20 protein-coding genes and 1 tRNA gene are annotated in these 20135 nt (G+C 48.3%); 18 read left to right on the top strand and 3 right to left on the bottom strand.

Annotated elements, in window-relative coordinates:
* Positions 1 to 385: 385 nt before the first annotated feature.
* A complete protein-coding gene (gene hemN / locus ACQY6I_RS16195) occupies positions 386 to 1777 on the top strand; it encodes an oxygen-independent coproporphyrinogen III oxidase (RefSeq protein WP_428242540.1) in 1392 nt (463 codons plus the stop codon).
* A gap of 62 nt (positions 1778 to 1839) precedes the next feature.
* Here the strand turns inward: hemN and ACQY6I_RS16190 are convergent, their stop codons facing one another.
* Positions 1840 to 2244 carry a DoxX family protein gene (locus tag ACQY6I_RS16190; RefSeq protein ID WP_428242539.1) on the bottom strand — a complete coding sequence of 135 codons (405 nt, stop codon included), beginning with the start codon at positions 2242 to 2244 and terminating at the stop codon, positions 1840 to 1842.
* Positions 2245 to 2423: 179 nt separating this feature from the next.
* Here ACQY6I_RS16190 and argA point away from each other — a divergent pair, with 179 nt between their 5' ends.
* From argA to ACQY6I_RS16155, 7 genes are all read left to right on the top strand, one after another.
* Entirely contained in the window at positions 2424 to 3740 is a 1317-nt protein-coding gene (gene argA, locus ACQY6I_RS16185) for an amino-acid N-acetyltransferase (protein ID WP_428242538.1), read from the top strand.
* Between the two features lie 28 nt (positions 3741 to 3768).
* On the top strand, positions 3769 to 4560 hold the full coding sequence (locus tag ACQY6I_RS16180) for an SDR family oxidoreductase (RefSeq protein WP_428242537.1): 792 nt from the start codon (positions 3769 to 3771) through the stop codon (positions 4558 to 4560).
* Positions 4561 to 4689: 129 nt separating this feature from the next.
* Complete coding sequence (pyrF, locus tag ACQY6I_RS16175) at positions 4690 to 5499, top strand: orotidine-5'-phosphate decarboxylase (protein ID WP_428242536.1); 810 nt, start codon at positions 4690 to 4692, stop codon at positions 5497 to 5499.
* A complete protein-coding gene (gene cobU, locus ACQY6I_RS16170) occupies positions 5496 to 6011 on the top strand; it encodes a bifunctional adenosylcobinamide kinase/adenosylcobinamide-phosphate guanylyltransferase (protein WP_428242535.1) in 516 nt (171 codons plus the stop codon). The genes pyrF and cobU overlap by 4 nt, the downstream gene beginning before the upstream one ends.
* Positions 6008 to 7060: a nicotinate-nucleotide--dimethylbenzimidazole phosphoribosyltransferase gene (gene cobT / locus ACQY6I_RS16165; RefSeq protein ID WP_428242534.1), complete on the top strand. Its 1053-nt coding sequence runs from the start codon at positions 6008 to 6010 to the stop codon at positions 7058 to 7060. Before cobU ends, cobT begins: the two co-directional genes overlap by 4 nt.
* A complete protein-coding gene (locus tag ACQY6I_RS16160) occupies positions 7057 to 7839 on the top strand; it encodes an adenosylcobinamide-GDP ribazoletransferase (RefSeq protein WP_428242533.1) in 783 nt (260 codons plus the stop codon). Before cobT ends, ACQY6I_RS16160 begins: the two co-directional genes overlap by 4 nt.
* Complete coding sequence (locus tag ACQY6I_RS16155; protein WP_428242532.1) at positions 7836 to 8714, top strand: cobalamin-binding protein; 879 nt, start codon at positions 7836 to 7838, stop codon at positions 8712 to 8714. The genes ACQY6I_RS16160 and ACQY6I_RS16155 overlap by 4 nt, the downstream gene beginning before the upstream one ends.
* Here the strand turns inward: ACQY6I_RS16155 and ACQY6I_RS16150 are convergent.
* Both ACQY6I_RS16150 and msrA read right to left on the bottom strand, forming a co-directional pair.
* Complete coding sequence (locus ACQY6I_RS16150) at positions 8706 to 8972, bottom strand: hypothetical protein (protein ID WP_428242531.1); 267 nt, start codon at positions 8970 to 8972, stop codon at positions 8706 to 8708. The genes ACQY6I_RS16155 and ACQY6I_RS16150 overlap by 9 nt on opposite strands.
* Before the next feature lie 10 nt (positions 8973 to 8982).
* Entirely contained in the window at positions 8983 to 9603 is a 621-nt protein-coding gene (msrA, locus tag ACQY6I_RS16145; protein WP_428242530.1) for a peptide-methionine (S)-S-oxide reductase MsrA, read from the bottom strand.
* Between the two features lie 117 nt (positions 9604 to 9720).
* On the opposite strand from msrA, the gene ACQY6I_RS16140 reads away from it, so the two are divergent.
* The 10 genes from ACQY6I_RS16140 to ACQY6I_RS16095 all read left to right on the top strand — a co-directional run bounded on the left by ACQY6I_RS16140 (position 9721) and on the right by ACQY6I_RS16095 (position 19704).
* Positions 9721 to 10092, top strand: a complete 372-nt coding sequence (locus ACQY6I_RS16140) for a PilZ domain-containing protein (protein WP_428242529.1) — start codon at positions 9721 to 9723, stop codon at positions 10090 to 10092.
* Positions 10093 to 10459: 367 nt separating this feature from the next.
* Complete coding sequence (locus ACQY6I_RS16135) at positions 10460 to 12076, top strand: peptide ABC transporter substrate-binding protein (RefSeq protein WP_428242528.1); 1617 nt, start codon at positions 10460 to 10462, stop codon at positions 12074 to 12076.
* A gap of 159 nt (positions 12077 to 12235) precedes the next feature.
* On the top strand, positions 12236 to 13159 hold the full coding sequence (gene oppB, locus ACQY6I_RS16130; protein WP_428242527.1) for an oligopeptide ABC transporter permease OppB: 924 nt from the start codon (positions 12236 to 12238) through the stop codon (positions 13157 to 13159).
* Between the two features lie 8 nt (positions 13160 to 13167).
* Positions 13168 to 14094, top strand: coding sequence for an ABC transporter permease subunit (locus ACQY6I_RS16125; protein WP_428242526.1), 927 nt, complete (start codon positions 13168 to 13170; stop codon positions 14092 to 14094).
* 10 nt (positions 14095 to 14104) lie between these two features.
* Positions 14105 to 15073: an oligopeptide/dipeptide ABC transporter ATP-binding protein gene (locus ACQY6I_RS16120; protein WP_428242525.1), complete on the top strand. Its 969-nt coding sequence runs from the start codon at positions 14105 to 14107 to the stop codon at positions 15071 to 15073.
* Positions 15070 to 16062: a murein tripeptide/oligopeptide ABC transporter ATP binding protein OppF gene (oppF, locus tag ACQY6I_RS16115; protein ID WP_428242524.1), complete on the top strand. Its 993-nt coding sequence runs from the start codon at positions 15070 to 15072 to the stop codon at positions 16060 to 16062. The genes ACQY6I_RS16120 and oppF overlap by 4 nt, the downstream gene beginning before the upstream one ends.
* A 135-nt stretch (positions 16063 to 16197) precedes the next feature.
* Positions 16198 to 18027, top strand: a complete 1830-nt coding sequence (gene ilvD / locus ACQY6I_RS16110) for a dihydroxy-acid dehydratase (RefSeq protein ID WP_428242523.1) — start codon at positions 16198 to 16200, stop codon at positions 18025 to 18027.
* A 63-nt stretch (positions 18028 to 18090) separates the two neighbouring features.
* Positions 18091 to 19140: an A/G-specific adenine glycosylase gene (gene mutY, locus ACQY6I_RS16105; RefSeq protein ID WP_428242522.1), complete on the top strand. Its 1050-nt coding sequence runs from the start codon at positions 18091 to 18093 to the stop codon at positions 19138 to 19140.
* A complete protein-coding gene (locus tag ACQY6I_RS16100) occupies positions 19137 to 19412 on the top strand; it encodes an oxidative damage protection protein (RefSeq protein WP_428242521.1) in 276 nt (91 codons plus the stop codon). Before mutY ends, ACQY6I_RS16100 begins: the two co-directional genes overlap by 4 nt.
* A 216-nt stretch (positions 19413 to 19628) precedes the next feature.
* Positions 19629 to 19704 (top strand) — tRNA-Phe (locus tag ACQY6I_RS16095).
* Positions 19705 to 20135: the final 431 nt, after the last annotated feature.

Here is a 20135-nt window from a genome sequence, read left to right as displayed (position 1 = left end):
GTAAAAAAACCTTACTAAATAGGTACTTATAGCTTTTATATAAGACCAGTCAGAGGGAAAAAAGTTTCATGGGAAAACGACGGGGCAAAAAAAAGGCCAAAGCTATAAAGCCCTGGCCTCACCATCGTAACAACACATCCGTGTGCTGGAGGAGGAGAACAATGGAGACACCTTCCTATAGCGGGTTAGGTCGGTGTTGCAGTGAAGTATACCGGTAAAATCTTTGCTGTTTAGTGCTAACTCATTCACGCTTGATGCAAATCAAACAGAATATGTATTTGATCAAAAACCATAAAATACTTATTGCTTTTCCGGGATTGGGTGACCTTTGTCAATGACGCTGGCGGGATTAAAACTTAGCCTAGCCTGATATTGGAGGAGTCCTATGACCGTAATTAATGAACCTAAAATCTGGGATCGCGAAGTCATTTTGAAATACAACATTTCAGGCCCCAGATACACATCTTATCCGACAGCGGTGCAGTTTGAGGATTTTGATCCCACTCGGACGCTGGAGATTGCCCAGGAACATAAAAACACTCATCAATCGATGAGTTTGTACGTGCATGTGCCGTTTTGTCGTCATATCTGCTTTTATTGTGGTTGTAATAAAATAGCAACCAAGGACCCGGCCCGAGCCGACGCTTATATCGATATTCTGGAAAAAGAGATGCAAATGATGGCGCCTTATTTTGCGGAACGTCCGGTACGTCAGCTGCATTGGGGGGGAGGAACGCCGACTTTTTTATCGATAGATCAGATCAAGCGGTTGTTCCTGCTTATTAAAAAGAACTTTTCGCTGTTGGCTGATGACCTGGGCGAATATTCCATCGAAATAGACCCCAGAGTGACCTCGAGGGATCAGCTGGTTCTGTTACGGGAGCTTGGATTTAATCGTATCAGTCTCGGGGTGCAGGATTTTAATCCGGACACACAGGTAGCCATCAACCGGTTGCAAAGTTATGACATGGTGTCGGAAATGATGCACATTGCCCGGCAAAATGGGTTTTTCAGTGTTAGTTTCGACCTGATTTACGGTTTACCAAAACAGACCAGGGAGAGCTTTGATCGCACCATTGAGCAGGTTATCGCCCTGAATCCGGACCGGATTGCTGTGTATAACTACGCTCATTTGCCAGAGCGTTTTTTACCACAACGACGGATTAACGAAAGTGAACTGCCCTCACCGGAAGAAAAGCTAAATATTCTTGATAGTTGTATCAATGCATTGCAGCAGGCCGGTTACGTTTATATTGGCATGGATCACTTTGCCAAACCGGGAGATGACTTGGTTGATGCGCTTAATGAAGGAACTCTGCAGCGTAATTTTCAAGGTTACTCGACCTACGGCAATATGGATATGCTGGGGCTTGGCGTTTCCAGTATCAGTTATATCAACCAGACCTTCGTGCAGAATTATCGTGATCTTGGGCAGTACGAGCAGGTTATTTCCAATGGAAACCTGGCCAGCTTTAAAGGTTATCAGCTCAATGACGATGATCTGATTCGACAGCGGGTTATTCAGGAGCTTAGCTGCAATGGTCGGTTGAAGTTTGACGCGCTTGATGAACAGTTTGATATTGATTCAAGGGCGTATTTTGCCAATGAGATTCGTCGACTGGCGTTTCTGGCTGATGACGGCCTGGTGACTGTCGATAATCATGCCATTAAGGTAACCAGCGCCGGGCGTTTGTTGTTACGGCCTATTTGTATGGTATTTGATGCATATCTGCAGCAGAGTCCGGCAAATAAGAATCGCTTTTCCAAAGTGTTGTGATAAAACATGTTGTAATAAAAAAGAGCTGCCAAGGCAGCTCTTTTTGGTTTTCGTCAGGATAATCAAGCTTTGTTGCGGCTATCCAGGCTGATAGGACCAGCTCCACGACCCGCCAGAAACAGAAAGGCACCAGTCAGAGCAATATTTTTCATTAGGTGGATCTGATCCAATAGCGTGGCCATTGCATTATCCGGAAACGTGTTACCGTGAAACAACAGGCCGGACACCAGGCAGAATAATGCCAGGAACAAAGCGGCGATACGGGTTTTCCAGCCCAACAAAACAGCCAAAGAGGCAAACAGTTCAATTGCTATCGCTGGGAACAACATGAAACCGGGTAGGCCGCCACTGGTGACATAGGCCATATTTCCTTGAATATCGCCCAGTTTTTGCAATCCGGACATCACAAAAATTGAGATCAATAAAACCCGTCCCAGGACTTCGACATAGCTCCAGAATTTTTCCATTGTTTTTTGCCTTATCTGTTCATTTGTTTAAGATGACGGCAATAGTACTGAATGGATACTGGTAAAAAAATTGAAGCTTTTCATATAATTCTATCAATAAATTTGAACAATCAATAAAACCTGCAGATACGTTATGATTAGACTTTCCTGCCACCACTTGAAAGGAACATATTCCCATCGTGAATTTCGTTGATTTCTTCCGTTCTACGGCTCCTTATATTCATGCCCACCGGACCAAGACACTGGTTGTCGGGATCTCTGGTGAAGGATTGGATCAACCTGCTGCCCGCTCTCTGGTTCCTGATCTGGCGTTGCTGAACAGTCTTGGGATGCGGGTAGTCCTGGTCTATGGTGCCCGAAGTCAGATAAACCGACGATTGCAGGAAAAAAATATCACCAGCGTTATGCACAGCCATATGCGGGTGACCAGTCCTGAAATCATGGAAACCATTCTGGATGTACATGGGCAATTGCGCTCACAGCTGGAGGCTCAGTTCAGTCTTGGGATGGTGAACTCACCCATGCACAACGCCAAAGTCCGGTGTGTCAGTGGTAATTTTGTTCTGGCCAGACCGGTGGGGGTGATTGATGGTGTCGACATGCAACATACGGGTGTGGTGCGTAAAGTGGATGCCTCTTCGATACGGCAATTGCTCGACAACAATTTCATTGTCCTGATGTCGCATCTGGGGTATTCGCCCACCGGCGAGTTGTTTAATGTGTCTGTTCATGATGTTGCGGTACAAACGGCAGTTGCACTCAAAGCAGACAAGCTGGTAATTGTCGGTGACTGTTCACTGGTCTTGAAAGAAGCCGAAACGATTACCGAGCTGTTTCCCAGTCAGTGCCAGCGAATATTGGATCAACATACTCCAGAAATACCTGGATATGCCGAATTGGAGGCCATGGTCACTGCTTGTCGAGCCGGTGTAGGACGCTGTCACCTGTTGCCGTTCGATAACGATGGCAGCATTCTCAACGAACTGTATACCCGCGATGGTATCGGTACCCTGGTTACCCAGGAGGCCTACGATAGCATCCGCCCGGCAACGATTAATGATGTGGCCGGTATCCTCGAACTGCTGCTACCCCTGGAGATTAAGGGCGTTCTGGTGCGACGTTCACGAGAGCTGCTGGAACAGGAAATCAATCATTTCATGGTCAACGAGCGCGATGGCATGATCATCGGTTGTGCTGCTCTTTATCCGTTTTTGGAGGATGAGGAAAAAACCGGTGAACTGGCCTGTGTGGCGGTGCATGAAGGGTATCGTCATGAACATCGTGGTGACCGGCTCATGCGGGCCATTACTGAGCGGGCCCATGCGCTGGGCCTGAGCAGCCTGTTCGTGTTGACGACACATACAGCGCACTGGTTTCTTGAACGGGGATTTCAACAGATTGACGTGGATGGGTTGCCGATGAAGAGAAAGTCTCTGTACAACTATCAGCGCAACTCTAAAGTTTTTAAGAAAAATATCGGTCCACTCAGACCCTAAGGGGCGGGTGACTAAACAGGAGAATCTTATGGATCTGCAACTGAAAGACAAGGTCATCATGGTGGCGGCAGCGAGTCAGGGGATGGGATATGCCATTGCCCGGCAATGTGCATTGGAAGGTGCCAGAGTGTCCATGGCCAGTCGTGACAAGGCTGCCATTGAGGCTGCGGCTGAAACCATCCGAGCAGAATCCGGAGCGAAGGTCCAGGCCTATCAGTTTGATGCCCGTGACGGCAGTAGTATTGAGCGCTGGGTGGCAGATACCATCGTTGATCTCGGGCCGGTGAATGGATTGCTGGTTAACGCCGGTGGGCCACCCACCGGTCAGTTTGAAAGTTTTGATGACAATGACTGGCAGGCAGCATTTGAATTGACTCTGATGAGTGCTGTCCGGTTGATACGGGCAGTGCTGCCAAGTATGAAGCAGGCCGGTGGTGGCTCTATTCTGACACTGACTTCCTCTTCCGTGAAAGAGCCTATTGATGTGTTGATTTTGTCTAATGTCATGCGCTCTGGGGTTACCTCTTTGGTGAAAAGTCTTTCCCAACAGCTGGCTGGAGATAAGATCCGGGTTAACAACATCATTCCAGGGTTGATTGATACCCAACGGGTGCAAGGGATGGATCAGGCCGTGGCCGATAAACAGGGGATCACCCGTGAAGCGCGTAAGGCTCAAGTGGAAGCAACATTGCCGTGGGGACGTTACGGCAGACCGGAAGAATTTGCCAATGCCGCGACGTTTTTGTTGTCAGAAGCAGCCAGTTATATTACCGGTTCGTCATTGACGGTAGATGGCGGCAAGATGAAAACGGTTTGGTAATTTTCTTGTCGATGCAGTTGGATTTCTGAATTCCCGGGAAGCTTTGAAAACATTGGGCTGGCTACAGACAAAACCGGCCCTCTTCCGTACAATTCTGGCTGCAACTCATGTCCGTTGAAGGAGCTTCCATTGGAGTTTATTTCCTATCTTCGTCAGCGCTGGTTGAGCGCTGACTCTCTGGTATGTGTCGGTCTTGACCCATACCCAGAAAAGTTCCCGGCCGGATTTTCTGACCAGGATGGTATTTTTCAATTTAACAAAGCCATCATCGATGCCACTCATGATCTGGTCTGTGCCTACAAACCTCAGTTTGCTCACTTCGCCGCAGTGGCGGCTGAAGATCAGTTAAAAAAGACCATTCATTACATCAAATCCCAATATCCGGAGATTCCGGTGATTCTCGATGCAAAGCGGGGCGATATTGGTTCCACCGCGAGCATGTATGCGAAAGAAGCTTTTGTCCATTATCAGGCAGATGCTGTTACTGTTAATCCGTACATGGGCGTTGATACCGTTGCACCGTTTACTGAATTCACAGATAAAGGCACGATTCTGTTATGCCGTACTTCCAACCCGGGGGCGGTTCAGTTACAAAACCTGGATGTTGGTGGTTATCCGTTGTATGAAGAAGTTGCCAGGCTGGCTGCGCAGGAATGGAATCATAATAACAATGTCATGTTGGTTGTAGGCGCTACTGCACCGGAAGAAATGGCGCGAATTCGCCGTATTTGTGGTGACATGCCTATGTTGGTGCCCGGTATTGGTGCTCAAGGTGGAGATATAGCCGCTGTTCTTGGCGCTGGGAAAACAACTGATGGTACTGGTCTGATCATTAATTCCAGCCGGGCGGTTCTGTATGCATCGTCAGGTGATGATTTTGCCGAGGCGGCGCGAGCTGAAACACTGTCACTGAAAAACGAAATCAATCTTTATCGATGATTTATTTCTATTTGGGGGGCGCGCGCTCAGGTAAGAGTAGGCTGGCAGAACAACAAACATTAAGCCTGTCCTCGAGTCCTTTTTATATCGCGACTGCACAGGCGCTGGATGAAGAAATGCAGGCGCGAATTGCCATGCATCAGGCTCAGCGGGATCCGCGCTTTCAGAGTTTGGAGGCGCCGCTGGCGTTGTCTGAAACTATTAAGGCCAGACAAAATCAACACCAGGCTATTCTGGTGGATTGTCTGACCCTGTGGCTCAGTAATCAGTTATATCAAAATCCAGATCAGTGGCCGGATGTACGGCGGAGGTTTTTGGATCAGTTAAAACAAACACGATGTGATGTGGTTTTGGTCAGCAATGAGGTCGGCCAGGGGATCGTGCCTATGGGAAAGGAAACCCGTCGCTTTGTTGATGAAGCCGGCTGGCTGCATCAGGATATTGCTGCTATGGCCGATCAAAGCTTTTTCATAATTGCAGGCAAAAAAATTACTTTAGGTGAACTCCCATGATTCAGTATCAATTTAAAATTCCAGCAGTGTCCGGACAGTTGGATGATCAGATTCAAGCCAAGATCGACCAAAAAACAAAACCACCGGGGTCCCTAGGGCAAATAGAGGCGTTGGCGTTTCAGATAGCCAGAGTTCAAAAAACCGTTGATCCGCAAGCGGGAACACTACATCACTATGTATTTGCTGCCGACCATGGTGTGACAGCCCAAAATATCAGCCCTTTCCCCGCAGAAGTTACGCAACAGATGGTCATGAATTTTTTGCAGGGTGGCGCGGCGATCAATGTGTTTGCCGCTCAGCATCAGGTGCCTATTACGATTGTGGATGCAGGTGTTGCGGCCGAACCATTTGCAGCTCACCCGTTACTGGTGGATCGAAAAGTGGCCAAAGGGACAACGGATTTCAGCGGTGAGCCAGCCATGACCGAAGGTCAGTGGCAACAGGCGACAGAGTCTGGAGCTGACTTGATCAGAGAGTTGTGCGGGCAACCCGAAAACCTGTTTTTCAGTTTTGGAGAAATGGGTATTGGTAACACCACTGCAGGTGCGGCATTAATGGCTGCAGTGATGAATTTGGCACCGGAACTATGTGTTGGCAGGGGAACCGGAGCCAGTCAGAAAATTATCGACAATAAAGTCAGGGCGATACAACTTGCGTTGAAAAAACATGGTGCACAATTACAAACCGGTGCTGCAATTATGCAGCACTTGGGCGGTTTTGAGCTGGCTATGATGGCTGGGGCTATGGCGGCGGTTGCTGCGGCAGGGCGTTTGTTTATTGTGGACGGTTTCCTGGCAACGGCGGCTCTACTGTGTGTCAGTAAAGATCAGCCAGAAGTTCTGGATTATGCCATTTTCGGCCATTGTTCAAATGAACAAGGTCATAAAGCCATGCTGGAAGCGTTGGGTGTAAGCCCATTACTGCAGTTAAATCTGCGTTTGGGTGAAGGCACTGGAGCGGTATTGGCCTGGCCTCTGATTCAATCCAGCATTGTATTTATAAATAATATGGCCAGTTTCGAAAGTGCTGGAGTCAGCCAGGAGAAATGAACCGGCAGTTGCAGCTGTTTTTCAACGCCTGGGTGTTCTTTACCCGTTTGCCGGGCCCCAGGTGGGTGGACTACAACAATCAGAACCTGAGTCGTTCCAGTGGCTACTTTTCCTGGGTGGGAATGGTGCTGGGGATGATACAGGCAGTTGCGTTTTGTGTGCTGACAGTAATTTTCCCGGCAGCTGTTTCCGTGTTGTGTTGTTTGGCTCTGAGCCTGTGGCTGACAGGTGCGTTTCATGAAGACGGGCTGGCAGATACTTACGATGGTCTGGGTGGTGGCTGGAGTCGCGAGCGTAAGCTGGCCATTATGAAAGACAGTCGGCTTGGTAGTTACGGTGCGGCAGCGTTGGTTATCGCCTTGTTGTTGCGGTGGCAATTAATGGTCTGGGTGTTGGATCATCAGTCGTGGCAGTTTGTACTGCTGGTGCTCATTCTGACTGAAAGCCTGAGCCGTTTGGTGGCAATATCGCTGTTATGGAATCTGGAATATGTTGCTGATCCGGCACAATCAAAAAGTAAACCTTTGGCCACTCAGTTCAATGCAGCAGCTACTGTTATTGCTATGTTACCGGTCATGGTGGCAGTCGTGCCGCTCTGGTTGGGTCACAGTTTTGTCTGGTGGCAGTGGTGGCTATTGATTTTGTCGTTGGTAATGGTTCGAAGTGCGATGATCCAGACGTTGCGGCGGCATTTGGGGGGGTACACCGGCGATACGCTCGGAGCAATGCAACAGCTGGCAATTATTGTGATCTGGATGGTTTGTGGGGTAAATGGATGAAGCCTGTTTTATGGTTATTCAGCTACCTGTTCCTGTGCTCTGTTTGTGTAGGGGCAGCGACGACTGTGGTAGATGATACCGGCCGGAAATTGACGTTCGTTGGGCCGGTAAAAGCGATTGTCAGCCTGGTGCCTCATGCCACCGAGCAATTATTCGAGATTGATGCCGGCGACTTGATTGTCGGAGCAGGTGCCTATTCCAATTACCCTGAAGCCGCCAAGGCAATTCCGAGGGTAGGTGATTATTACACTTTGAATCTTGAACAGATTGTCAGCCTGAAACCGGATTTAATCATCGCGCTACCCGATGGCCCCACACTGCAGCAATTGGAGCAATTGCAGCAGCTGGGTTATAAGGTCTTTTACAGTGACCCCAAAAACCTGCAGCAGATTGAAAGCAGCCTGATAACTTTTGCCCATTTGACGAATCGTATAGTGCAGGCAGATGAACGTGTTCAGCGCTATCGCACTGAGCTGGCGGCATTGCGCCAGAGTTATCAGAGCCGTCGAAGAATGCGGGTGTTCTATCAAGTCTGGCATGAGCCGATTTATACGATCAGTGGTAACAGTTTTATCAATGAAGTAATTGAGATCTGTGGTGGCGTAAATATTTTTAAAGACCTCGAATTACCTGCGCCACAAATTGGTATTGAAAGCGTGATTGCCGGTCGACCAGAGGTGATCATCAGCCAGAGCGGTCATCGGGGGGATTCTGTATTTCCCGATTTCGATGAAATACCGGCCGTGCATCACCATGCTTTATATTCCATCAGTGCCGACGATATTGGCCGGCCGACGGTTAACATCATCAAAGGCATTACCTCAATGTGTCATAGTATTGAGTCTGCCAGGCAGGAATATTCGGTTTCAAAGTAGTGCCAGAATTTCAGCATTGACCGTGAGGTCCTCGTCATCCAGATTGTCCTGGCGTCCATGCGTGTCCACCATCTGTTTTAAATCTGTCAGGAAGTTTTGCAAATTGCCGGATCGCTCTTCATCCCGCCATTGATTCTCCAGTAGGGTAACCTGAGGAATGATGTAACCCACGTTGAACAACCGGTTTTCCTCCACCTGCTGCTCCAGTTCGAGTAATCGCTTGAGGCAATATTCGGTATGAAGAGTGATAGTGGTCACTTCTGTTTCCTTATAAAACGCACGTCACGCCGGTCCCTTTCAGGCCACAGTAGCCACCAGGGTTTTTAGCTAAGTACTGTTGATGATAGGTTTCGGCATAATAAAATACCGGAGCGGTCTTGATTTCAGTAGTAATTCCTCCAGCTCCCTTTGCTGTGAGCTGCTGCTGGAATTGCTCTCTGGTCTTTAACACGGCTTCGCATTGGGATTGGTTGCAGCAATAGATAGCAGAACGGTATTGCGTACCGATATCGTTGCCCTGGCGCATTCCCTGGGTAGGGTCATGGGACTCCCAGAATACTTTCAGAAGTTGCTGCAGATTGGTTTCCCTGGGGTCAAACACTACCAGTACTACTTCTGCATGCCCGGTCAGGCCAGTGCAGACCTCTTCATAAGTTGGATTCGGCGTTTCCCCGCCGGCGTATCCCGCCGCAGTCGTGATCACCCCAGGTTGCTGCCACATTTTTCGTTCAGCTCCCCAGAAACATCCCATCCCCAGCAGAATTCGATCAGAACCTTCTGGCCATGGCGGAACAATGGAACCGCCAGTGACAAAATGTTGTTTTTCGATTTCTAAGGGGGTGTCTCGCCCCGCCAGATACTGTTCTGGAAATGTTGTTAAGCCTGCCATAGTGGTTCCCTTGAAATAGAGAAGAACCTGGAAGGCTAGAGAGATTTTCGGCAGACTGCAAGATGGCTGAAATCTGCTAGAGTAAAAAGATCACTGGCAAATTGAAGAATAGATAACATGAGCGATAAACGCCGTTTTACCCGGATTGACCATGATGCGCAGGCTGACATCATTATGAACCGGCATTCATATTCAGGTCATTTACTGGATATCAGCCTGAAAGGTGTGTTGCTGAACTGTGATCATAAATTGGAAGGACTGGTCGGCCAGGAGCTTGAAGTGATCGTTCAATTTGGTTCCCTTGATCATGGCTTGGTTGCACAAGCCAAGTGCGTGCATCAAGAAGATCACCATATCGGTCTTGAATTTACGTCTCTTGATCTTGACAGTGCATCGCAGTTACGGCGGGTTATTGAGATGAATCTTGGATCCTCAGAGTTGATGGATCGAGAGGTTAATGCGCTTGTGACTGCTCATCTGCAGGAATAATTTAGCTCTCAGTCCAAGCTGTAATTGTTACTTTACAAACATTTGCCCTATTTGGTGCATTCCACTATTGCGTGACCACCAATGGTGCGTGTTAGCCTATGTTGTTGGTTTTCTTAGATATTTAGCGGGCCAGCGGGATACAAAATATGCACTATTGCGGCTCTAATACCTGATTATCCGCCCAAAAACAATTAACAAAAAGTTGATGTTGACCGTTGAATGGCCGGTTTACTTGTGCCATTTTGGTGGTCTTGTCGCTTAAGTATTCATGCTTAAGATGGTTTTGATATTGCATTAAGACTTCTGAGAACCATTCGCCCGATAGTGTTCAGGGCACACAGATAATAAATAAGAGGAACATAGACTTATGAAAGTAATCACCAAGACTATTGCTGCAGGTATTATTAGCGTGGCAATGTTGTCGCCGATGGCGTATGCGAAAAAGCATCCGATTACCGGTGAAGAGCTGGCTGCCGACCAGACTTTTACCTACCGTATGCTGGATGAAATCGACTCCCTTGATCCTCAATTGATTGAAGGTGTTGATGCATCCAACGTGGCCCGTGATCTGTTTGAAGGTCTTGTGAATCAGGATGCTGATGGTAACCTGATGCCGGGTGTCGCGCAGCGCTGGGTGGCCTCCCCAGATAATATGAGTTTCCGTTTTTATCTGCGTCAGAATGCAAAGTGGTCTAATGGTGATCCGGTAACTGCTCATGATTTTGTCTATGCCTGGCGCCGTCTCGCTGACCCGGCGACAGCGTCTCCTTATAGCTGGTTTATGGAAATCATGAATGTTGAGAATGCGTCAGCGATCGTTTCCGGCGAAAAAGAGCCATCAACTCTGGGCGTTAAAGCCGTGGATGACTATACGCTGGATGTAAAACTCTCTCAGCCGATGCCTTATTTCCCCAAAATGGTTGCCCATACATCCACTTTCCCGGTTAACCAGAAAGTGATCGAAAAATACGGCTCTGACTGGACCAAACCCGGAAATATGGTGGGCAATGGTGCCTATGTTCTGACTGAGTATGTTGTGAACGAACGATCTGTCAGAGAGCGTAATAAATATTATTGGAACAATGATGCCACTATTATCGATAAAGTGGTTGCAATGGTTATTAACGATGAAAATCAGGCTTATGCCCGCTTTAAGGCTGGTGAAGTCATGAAAACCGATATCCCGGCCGGGCAATTCCAGCGTTTGCTGAAAGAAAACCCAGAAGAAACCAAAAGCATGCCGCAGTTGTGCACTTACTACTACAACTTCAACATGACCCGTCCACCTTTTGATGATGTTCGTGTACGTAAAGCTCTGAGTTATGCCATTGACCGTGACGTAATTGCCAAGCGCATTCTGGGTGCTGGCCAAACGTCTGCCTATGTGTTCACGCCACCAAAAACCAACGGTTTTGTGACACCTGATCTGGCCTGGGAGCATATGACTCAGAAAGAGCGTGACCAAAAAGCCAGAGAACTGCTTGCTGAAGCTGGTTTCACCAAGGCCAATCCCCTCAAACTGGCTATTTTGTATAACACTTCTGAAGACCATAAAAGAATTGCCATCGCCATCTCACAAATGTGGAAGCAAAAACTGGGTGTCGACGCTACGCTCGAAAACCTGGAATGGAAAACGTATCTTGAAACTAAAAAATTACCTGATTATGACGTTTCCCGTGCCGGATGGTGTGGAGACTACAACGAAGCATCAACCTTCCTGACATTGATGATGTCTGACAATGCTCAGAACGACAGCAAGTATAAAAATCCTCAGTACGATACGCTGATGAAAGAGTCTACCGGCATGGCGGATCCTAACGTCAACTACACACAGGCTGAGCAATTACTCGCCAGAGACATGCCTATCGCACCGATTTATCACTATGCGGAAGATATTGCGATCAGCAAATATCTGAAGGGCTGGCCTTATAACAACATCGAACAAAACATCTACAGCAAAGATATGTATATCATTGCACACTAGACCTTTCCGCGGGCACTTACCAAGTGCCCGCATGCATTCTTATTCTTAGAATAAGCTTTCTGCTTTTTTTCATCCGGATAAGATTAAGTTACTATTTGAGAGTCTAAATCGTGTTGTAGAGACGGGCTTGCCTGTCGCTCAATAATCGGGTTGTGGTAAATGATAAACTTTATATTAAGACGTCTAATGGTTGCGATACCGACCTTACTGGTATTGATAGTTGTTTCTTTTTTGATTATGCATGCCGCTCCAGGTAGCCCTTTTAGTTCTGAAAAGCCGCTCCCTCCAGCCGTCAAAGCCAATATTGAAAAAAAATACGGTCTCGATAAGCCGTTATATGTGCAGATCACCAACTATGTTACGAATGTTGTTACGCGGTTCGATTTTGGTCCATCATTCCGATACAAGGATCAGTCTGTCAATGACCTGATTGCAGAAGGATTCCCTGTCACGCTGAAATATGGATCCGTTGCATTTTTTCTGGCACTGATAGTCGGTGTGTCGATTGGTATTTTTGCCGCATTAAAACAAAACAGCTGGCAGGATTATTCCACTCAGGGATTTGCTATTGTGGGGCAGGTTTTGCCGAATTTTGTAATGGCTCCGATTCTGGTGCTGGTGTTTACGTTGACACTTGGGTGGTTGCCAGGAGGGGGTTGGGAAGGTGGTCAGCTTAAGTTTATTATTTTGCCTGTGATTGCTCTGTCGACCAGTTATATCGCCAGTATTGCCCGTATTACCCGTTCTTCCATGATAGAAGTATTGCATAGCAACTTTATTCGTACTGCTCGAGCCAAAGGGTTGCCGTTTCGCTATATCATTTTCCGGCATGCGTTAAAGCCGGCGCTGTTGCCTGTTGTGTCTTATCTTGGTCCAACATTCGTTGCGATGGTCACCGGATCTGTAATTGTAGACAGTTTTTTTTCCACCGGTGGAATAGGTATTCATTTTGTAAACAGCGCTCTGAACCGTGACTACTCGGTTCTGATGGGCGTTACCATCTTGTTAGGGGCATTGACCATTTTGTTTAGTACCGTGGTGGACATTATGTATGCCTGGATTGATCCGAAAATCAGGTACTGAGGTAAAGCATGTTATTAAATCAAAGTAAAACCGAGCAGCTGGCCGAAAACCTGGTTGAAGCTGAAATGAGTGGACGCAGTCTTTGGAAAGATGCGGCAAACCGTTTTATTCATAATAAAGCTGCCATGACCAGTCTGGTGATTTTGGGGCTGATCGTCGCATTTACCATTATTGGTCCTTATGTTGCTGTATGGGATCATGAAAATATAGATTGGGATGTGCTCGGAGATATCAAAACCCTTGGAGCACCGTCGTTGGAGAGCGGCCACTATTTTGGTACTGACGAGTCGGGCCGTGATCTGTTTTCGCGAGTGATTCAAGGTACTCAGATTTCTCTGATGGTGGGTGTGATTGGGTCGTTGATTGCGGTATTGATAGGCACTTTGTATGGTGCCACAGCGGGTTATGTGGGCGGTAAAGTCGACGGCTTCATGATGCGTTTTGTCGATATCATGATGTCCATTCCCTATATGTTTATTCTGATTCTGTTGCTGGTGGTATTCGGGCGTTCCATTATTTTAATTTTTGTCGGGATTGGCGCTATATCGTGGCTGGATATGTCCCGTATTGTCCGTGGCCAGACTCTGTCTTTGAAGAACAAGGAATATATCGAAGCGGCGATTGCCACAGGAGTCAGTTCCTGGCGCATTATTCTTCGCCATATCGTACCAAATGTGCTGGGAATTGTGATCGTTTATGCGACCCTACTGGTGCCTAATATGATTCTGACCGAATCCTTTATTTCCTTTCTTGGGTTGGGGGTACAGGAGCCGGATACCTCCTGGGGTGTTTTGATCAGTCAAGGAGCAAAAACCATGACCTACGGCACCGTCTGGCAACTGGCTTTTCCGCTTGCTTTTTTCATCGTCACCCTGCTGTGCTTCTTCTTTATTGGTGACGGGCTGCGTGATGCTCTGGACCCTAAAGATCGATGAGGCAATGAACATGAATTTATTGGAAGTAAAAGATCTTAACGTCTATTTTAAAACCCTTGATGGCACAGTCAGCGCCGTCAATGGTGTCAGCTTTGATCTGAAAGAAAAAGAAACCATGGCCATTGTTGGTGAGTCCGGTTCCGGTAAGAGTCAGACTGTATTCGCTCTGATGGGCTTGCTGGCCAAAAACGGCTCTGTTAGTGGCAGCGTTAAATTCAATGGTACGGAAATTCTCGGATTACCGGAAAAAGCCATGAATAAAATCCGGGCTGAAAAAATATCCATGATTTTTCAGGATCCAATGACCTCATTAAATCCGTATATGCGGGTCAGTGATCAGCTCATGGAAGTGCTGATGCACCACAAGGGTATGAGTAAAAAAGCAGCTCTGCAGGAATCCATCCACATGCTGGATGCAGTCAAAATTCCTGAAGCCAGAACCCGTGTGCACCTTTATCCGCATGAGTTTTCAGGTGGCATGCGCCAACGGGTGATGATTGCCATGTCGTTGTTATGCCGCCCTAAATTGCTGATCGCTGATGAGCCCACCACGGCGCTTGATGTAACGGTGCAGTCGCAGATCATGAAACTGCTAAAAGAGTTGCAGCATGAGTTTGGTACAGCGATTGTCCTGATTACCCATGACCTGGGTGTGGTCGCCGGCTCGTGTGAGAAAACCCTGGTTATGTATGGTGGTCGGGTCATGGAATACAACGATACCGATAGTCTGTTTAAACAGCCTACCCATCCTTATACTCAGGGATTGTTGGCAGCGATTCCGCGTCTGGATCACCTGGGAGATGAACTGAATACCATTCCGGGTAATCCACCAAACATGCTCCGGCCTCCTCAGGGATGTCCGTTTGAACCACGTTGTCCGATTGCGACTGAAAGTTGTAAAACTCAGGCTCCCCAGTTAATTGAAACCAGTGAAGGCCTCTGTCGTGCCTGCCATAAAGATATTCAGGAGGTCGCATGACGGTCGCGAACGATATTCTGCTACGGGTAGAGAACCTGAAGGTTCACTTTGATGTATACCCCAGCAATGCGATGCCCTGGACCAAACCCAAAAAGCTGAAAGCAGTGGATGGTGTTTCTTTTGACCTGCGGGCTGGTGAAACGTTGGGTGTTGTAGGGGAGTCCGGTTGTGGCAAGTCGACCCTGGCCAGAGCTGTGATAAAAATGATTCCGGCGGAATCAGGTAAGGTCTTGTGGTTAGGGCAAAAAGACCTATTGGGTATGGGCAAAAAAGAAACCCAAAAAGTGCGTAGTGAGGTCCAGATGATCTTTCAGGATCCACTGGCGTCACTGAATCCACGTATGACCATTGGTCAGATCATTGCAGAACCCCTGATTACCCACTATCCGCAGACACCAAAAGCGGAAGTTAAAGAAAGAGTGAAGCAGGTAATGACTCGGGTAGGACTGTTGGCCAACCAGATCAACCGTTATCCCCATGAGTTTTCCGGTGGCCAGTGTCAGAGGATCGGAATTGCGCGAGCATTGATTCTTGAGCCTAAGCTGATCATCTGCGATGAACCGGTTTCGGCACTGGATGTTTCCATTCAGGCGCAGGTGATCAACCTGTTGATGAAGCTGCAGAAAGAGATGGGACTGTCGTTGATCTTTATTGCTCACGATCTCAGTGTGGTCAAACATATCAGTACCCGGATCATGGTGCTGTATTTGGGCAATGTTGCCGAAATATCGCCCGCGAAAGAACTGTACAGTCATCCCCGGCATCCTTATACCCAGGCGTTGATTTCTGCAGTTCCTATTCCGGATCCGACAATTGAACGGAGTAAGGATGTCATTCTGCTTGAAGGGGATCTACCATCGCCCATGAATCCTCCTTCCGGCTGCGTATTCAGAACCCGTTGCCCGAAAGCGACTGATTTCTGTTCACGTGAAAAACCCGTACTCTCCACAGAAGGAGAGCATCGGGTGGCCTGCCATTACCCGAGCTAATCCCTATCACTGAAATGCCGGCCTTGCCGGCATTTCAGTCAACGCGACCTTGCAAAAAACACACTGTTTAAGCGCAGTGTCATTTCGTTACAATGGCGCCCACTTTCCCCGAATAACAACGACGTGGAGCTAACCATGCCTCAATACCGTTCAAAAACGTCCACTGCCGGCCGCAACATGGCGGGCGCGCGATCTCTCTGGCGTGCTACCGGTATGAAAGATGAAGACTTTCAAAAACCCATCATCGCGGTGGTGAATTCATTTACCCAGTTCGTACCCGGTCACGTGCACCTTAAAGACCTTGGACAGCTGGTTGCCGGCGAAATTGAAAAAGCTGGTGGAGTGGCCAAAGAGTTCAACACCATTGCCGTGGATGACGGTATTGCCATGGGGCACGATGGCATGCTCTATAGTTTGCCAAGCCGCGATATTATCGCTGATTCCGTTGAGTACATGGTGAACGCACACACCGCCGATGCCATGGTCTGCATCAGCAACTGTGACAAAATCACTCCAGGGATGTTGATGGCGGCCATGCGCTTGAACATTCCCTGCGTATTTGTCTCCGGTGGGCCGATGGAAGCCGGTAAAACCAAGTTGGCAGACCACAAGCTTGATCTGATTGATGCAATGGTGATGGCAGCCGACAGCAACGTTGATGATGAGACTCTGGCTGCGGTGGAGCGGTCAGCCTGTCCAACTTGTGGCTCCTGTTCCGGCATGTTCACCGCTAATTCCATGAATTGCCTGACAGAAGCGATTGGACTGTCGTTGCCAGGTAATGGTACTACCGTGGCCACTCACTCCGACCGTAAACGATTGTTTGAAGAAGCTGGCCGCCTGATTGTAGACATCACCCGTCGTTATTATGAGCAGGAAGACGCTTCAGTATTGCCACGTTCCATTGCGACAGTATCGGCGTTTAAAAATGCGATGAGCCTGGATATTGCCATGGGCGGCTCCACCAATACCATTCTGCATTTGCTGGCCGTTGCTCAGGAAGCCGAGGTCGATTTCAACATGTTCCATATGGATGAACTGTCCCGTCAGGTGCCGCAGATGTGTAAGGTCGCTCCCAACACTCAGAAATATCACATTGAAGATGTACACCGAGCTGGTGGTATCTTCGGTATTCTGGGTGAGCTGGACCGCGCCGGTCTGCTGGATACTTCCGTCAGTACCGTCCATAGCAGAACCATGAAAGAAGCTCTGAGCAAATGGGATATCATGCAATCAGAAGCTGCAGACGTAGCCGAGTTCTATCGGGCAGGTCCTGCTGGCATTCCGACCCAGGTGGCCTTCAGCCAAAGCACCCGATGGTCCAGTCTCGACGCTGACCGCGCAACGGGGTGTATTCGCTCGTTAGCAAACGCTTACTCCAAAGAAGGTGGCCTGGCAGTGCTGCGGGGTAATATCGCGCTCGATGGTTGTGTGGTAAAAACAGCCGGAGTGGATGACAGCATCCTCGTATTTGAAGGCCCGGCCCGGATTTTCGAAAGCCAGGAAGATGCCGTCGCCGGCATTCTTGACGATCAGGTACAATCCGGTGACGTTGTGATCATTCGCTATGAAGGGCCGCGTGGTGGACCAGGTATGCAGGAAATGCTCTATCCAACCAGTTATCTGAAGTCCAAGGGCCTGGGTAAAGCCTGCGCATTGTTGACCGATGGGCGTTTCTCTGGCGGTACCTCCGGTCTTTCCATTGGACATGTATCACCGGAAGCCGCAGCGGGCGGCGCTATTGGCTTGGTACAGGATGGTGATCGCATTCGGATTGATATCCCTAATCGCACTATTAACGTGCTGCTCAGTGACGAAGAGCTGCAGCAGCGCCGTGACGCCATGACAACCTGGAAGCCTGCTAAAGAACGCCCTCGCAAAGTATCGGCAGCATTGAAGGCCTATGCCAAATTGGCAACCAGTGCTGACAAAGGTGCAGTACGCGATCTGTCACAATTAGATTAATGGTTTTCTGCCTTATAAAAACCGGCTCCCTGCCGGTTTTCACATTTCTGGATTGCTACTCTTATGACACCTGAACGTTTTGGTGAACAACTGCTTACCTGGTGGGATGAGCACGGTCGAAAGGATCTGCCCTGGCAGCTCAACAAATCCCCATACCGGGTTTGGGTATCGGAAATCATGTTACAGCAGACCCAAGTCAAAACCGTGATTCCGTTTTATCAACGGTTTATGGCTCGCTTTCCTACCGTCCAGGCTTTGGCAGAAGCACCTGAGGACGAGGTTATGCACCACTGGACCGGCCTGGGTTATTACGCTCGTGCTCGCAATCTGCATAAAGCTGCCAAAATAGTGAGTGCTGACTATCGTGGTGAGTTCCCAAATACTGTCGAAGCATTGCAAACACTGCCTGGTATTGGTCGTTCAACGGCCGGAGCCATCGCGGCTTTTACCATGGGTCAGAGCAGTGCCATTATGGATGGCAACGTCAAGCGGGTGCTGTGTCGTTTCCTCGGTATCCGGGAATGGCCAGGGGCCAGTCATATGCAGGCCAGGCTATGGGAATTGGCCGAACGTTATACACCCAAACAGCGTACTGGAGATTACAACCAGGCAATGATGGACCTGGGAGCGACACTGTGCACACGCAGTAAACCTTCCTGCCTCCTGTGCCCCTTCAACGACAGTTGTATTGCCCGGCTGGAGGATCTGACTAAATCCATTCCGGCTTCCAAACCCAAAACTGATAAACCGGTCAAATCCACCGTTATGCTCATGCTGCAACAGCAGGATGGTCGGGTATATCTGGAAAAGCGCCCGGCCAATGGTATCTGGGGAGGTCTTTACAGCTTCAAAGAATTTGAAGATCTCGATGCTGCCCAGACCTGGCTTGACCTTAAAGGATACCGTTACCAACTGGAGCCCTGGACATGCTTCAGGCATACTTTCAGCCATTATCACCTGGACATTCAGCCGGTGTTGGTGCGGCTTGAAAATGAGGCGACAGAAGTCTCTGAAACGGAATCCGTCTGGCTGCAGGTGATACTGGATGACATCGAAATAGGACTGGCCGCACCGGTCAAAAAACTACTGGCCCAAATAGAGAAAACCCAATGACCCGAACTGTGTTTTGCCAAAAGTACCAACAAGAACTCCCAGGACTGGAAAAACCGCCTTTCCCTGGACCAGCTGGACAGAAACTGTTCGAGACGGTATCGCAACAGGCATGGGAAGAGTGGCAGGCCCATCAAACCCGCCTGATCAACGAAAAACACCTGAACATGATGGATATGCAGGCCAGAAAATACATCCAACAACAGATGCAAAAATTCCTCAGCGGCGAAGAATATGACCAGGCAGAAGGCTATGTTCCTGAGGAAAAAAAATAATTATATAAAAATCAGTAGCTTACTCTTGACTCGGAGAAACAAAATCCGTTTAATACGCCTCCGTCGCAACGACATGCCCATATAGCTCAGTTGGGTGGAACAAGCAGCTTTTCGAAGCACGGCTTCGAGCTTGTGGAACAGCAAAAATCTTAGGTTTTTGACTGGAATGAGCAGGGGACTGAAAAGCCCCGTGTCTATGACACAAATTCTTTCAATGCCCAGATAGCTCAGTCGGTAGAGCAGAGGACTGAAAATCCTCGTGTCGGTGGTTCGATTCCGCCTCTGGGCACCACCTTTCCTATATCTCTTCTTATGAATTAACAAGCCAGAAAAAATTATTGAAATCTCTTTGAGTCTCTCCTGCGAAAATTTTAATTTACCTCAGTCTGGATCATTTTCCTGGCTTGAGCTGGATGCTTGGAATCTTTGGAGATTGGTTTTTGAAACTGATTTTTTCTAATTAACATTCGCTTTGGATTCTGTTTTCCAGAACCAGCCACCATCTTGTTTATATCCATCCTGGCGTATGGGTATTTGTATCGGCCTTGTCAGCCCAAATGGTCGATTTTGGCGCGGCAATGTTTTTCAGCCAGTTGCTGAAGGTGATTAATTCGCTCTGCCAGCCAATCTAATTGCTCGGTGGTGATGTAATAAGTGGGGTTATAACGGGAATCCACATAAGCCTGCCGCAACAGCTCAAAGCAGTTTTGCTCAAAGGGCGTG

The sequence above is a fragment of the Gynuella sp. genome, assembly GCF_050297175.1.
Lineage (GTDB): Bacteria > Pseudomonadota > Gammaproteobacteria > Pseudomonadales > Natronospirillaceae > Gynuella.
Note: the sequence above shows the minus strand (reverse complement) of the source record. Positions and strands in the feature narration are given on the sequence as shown.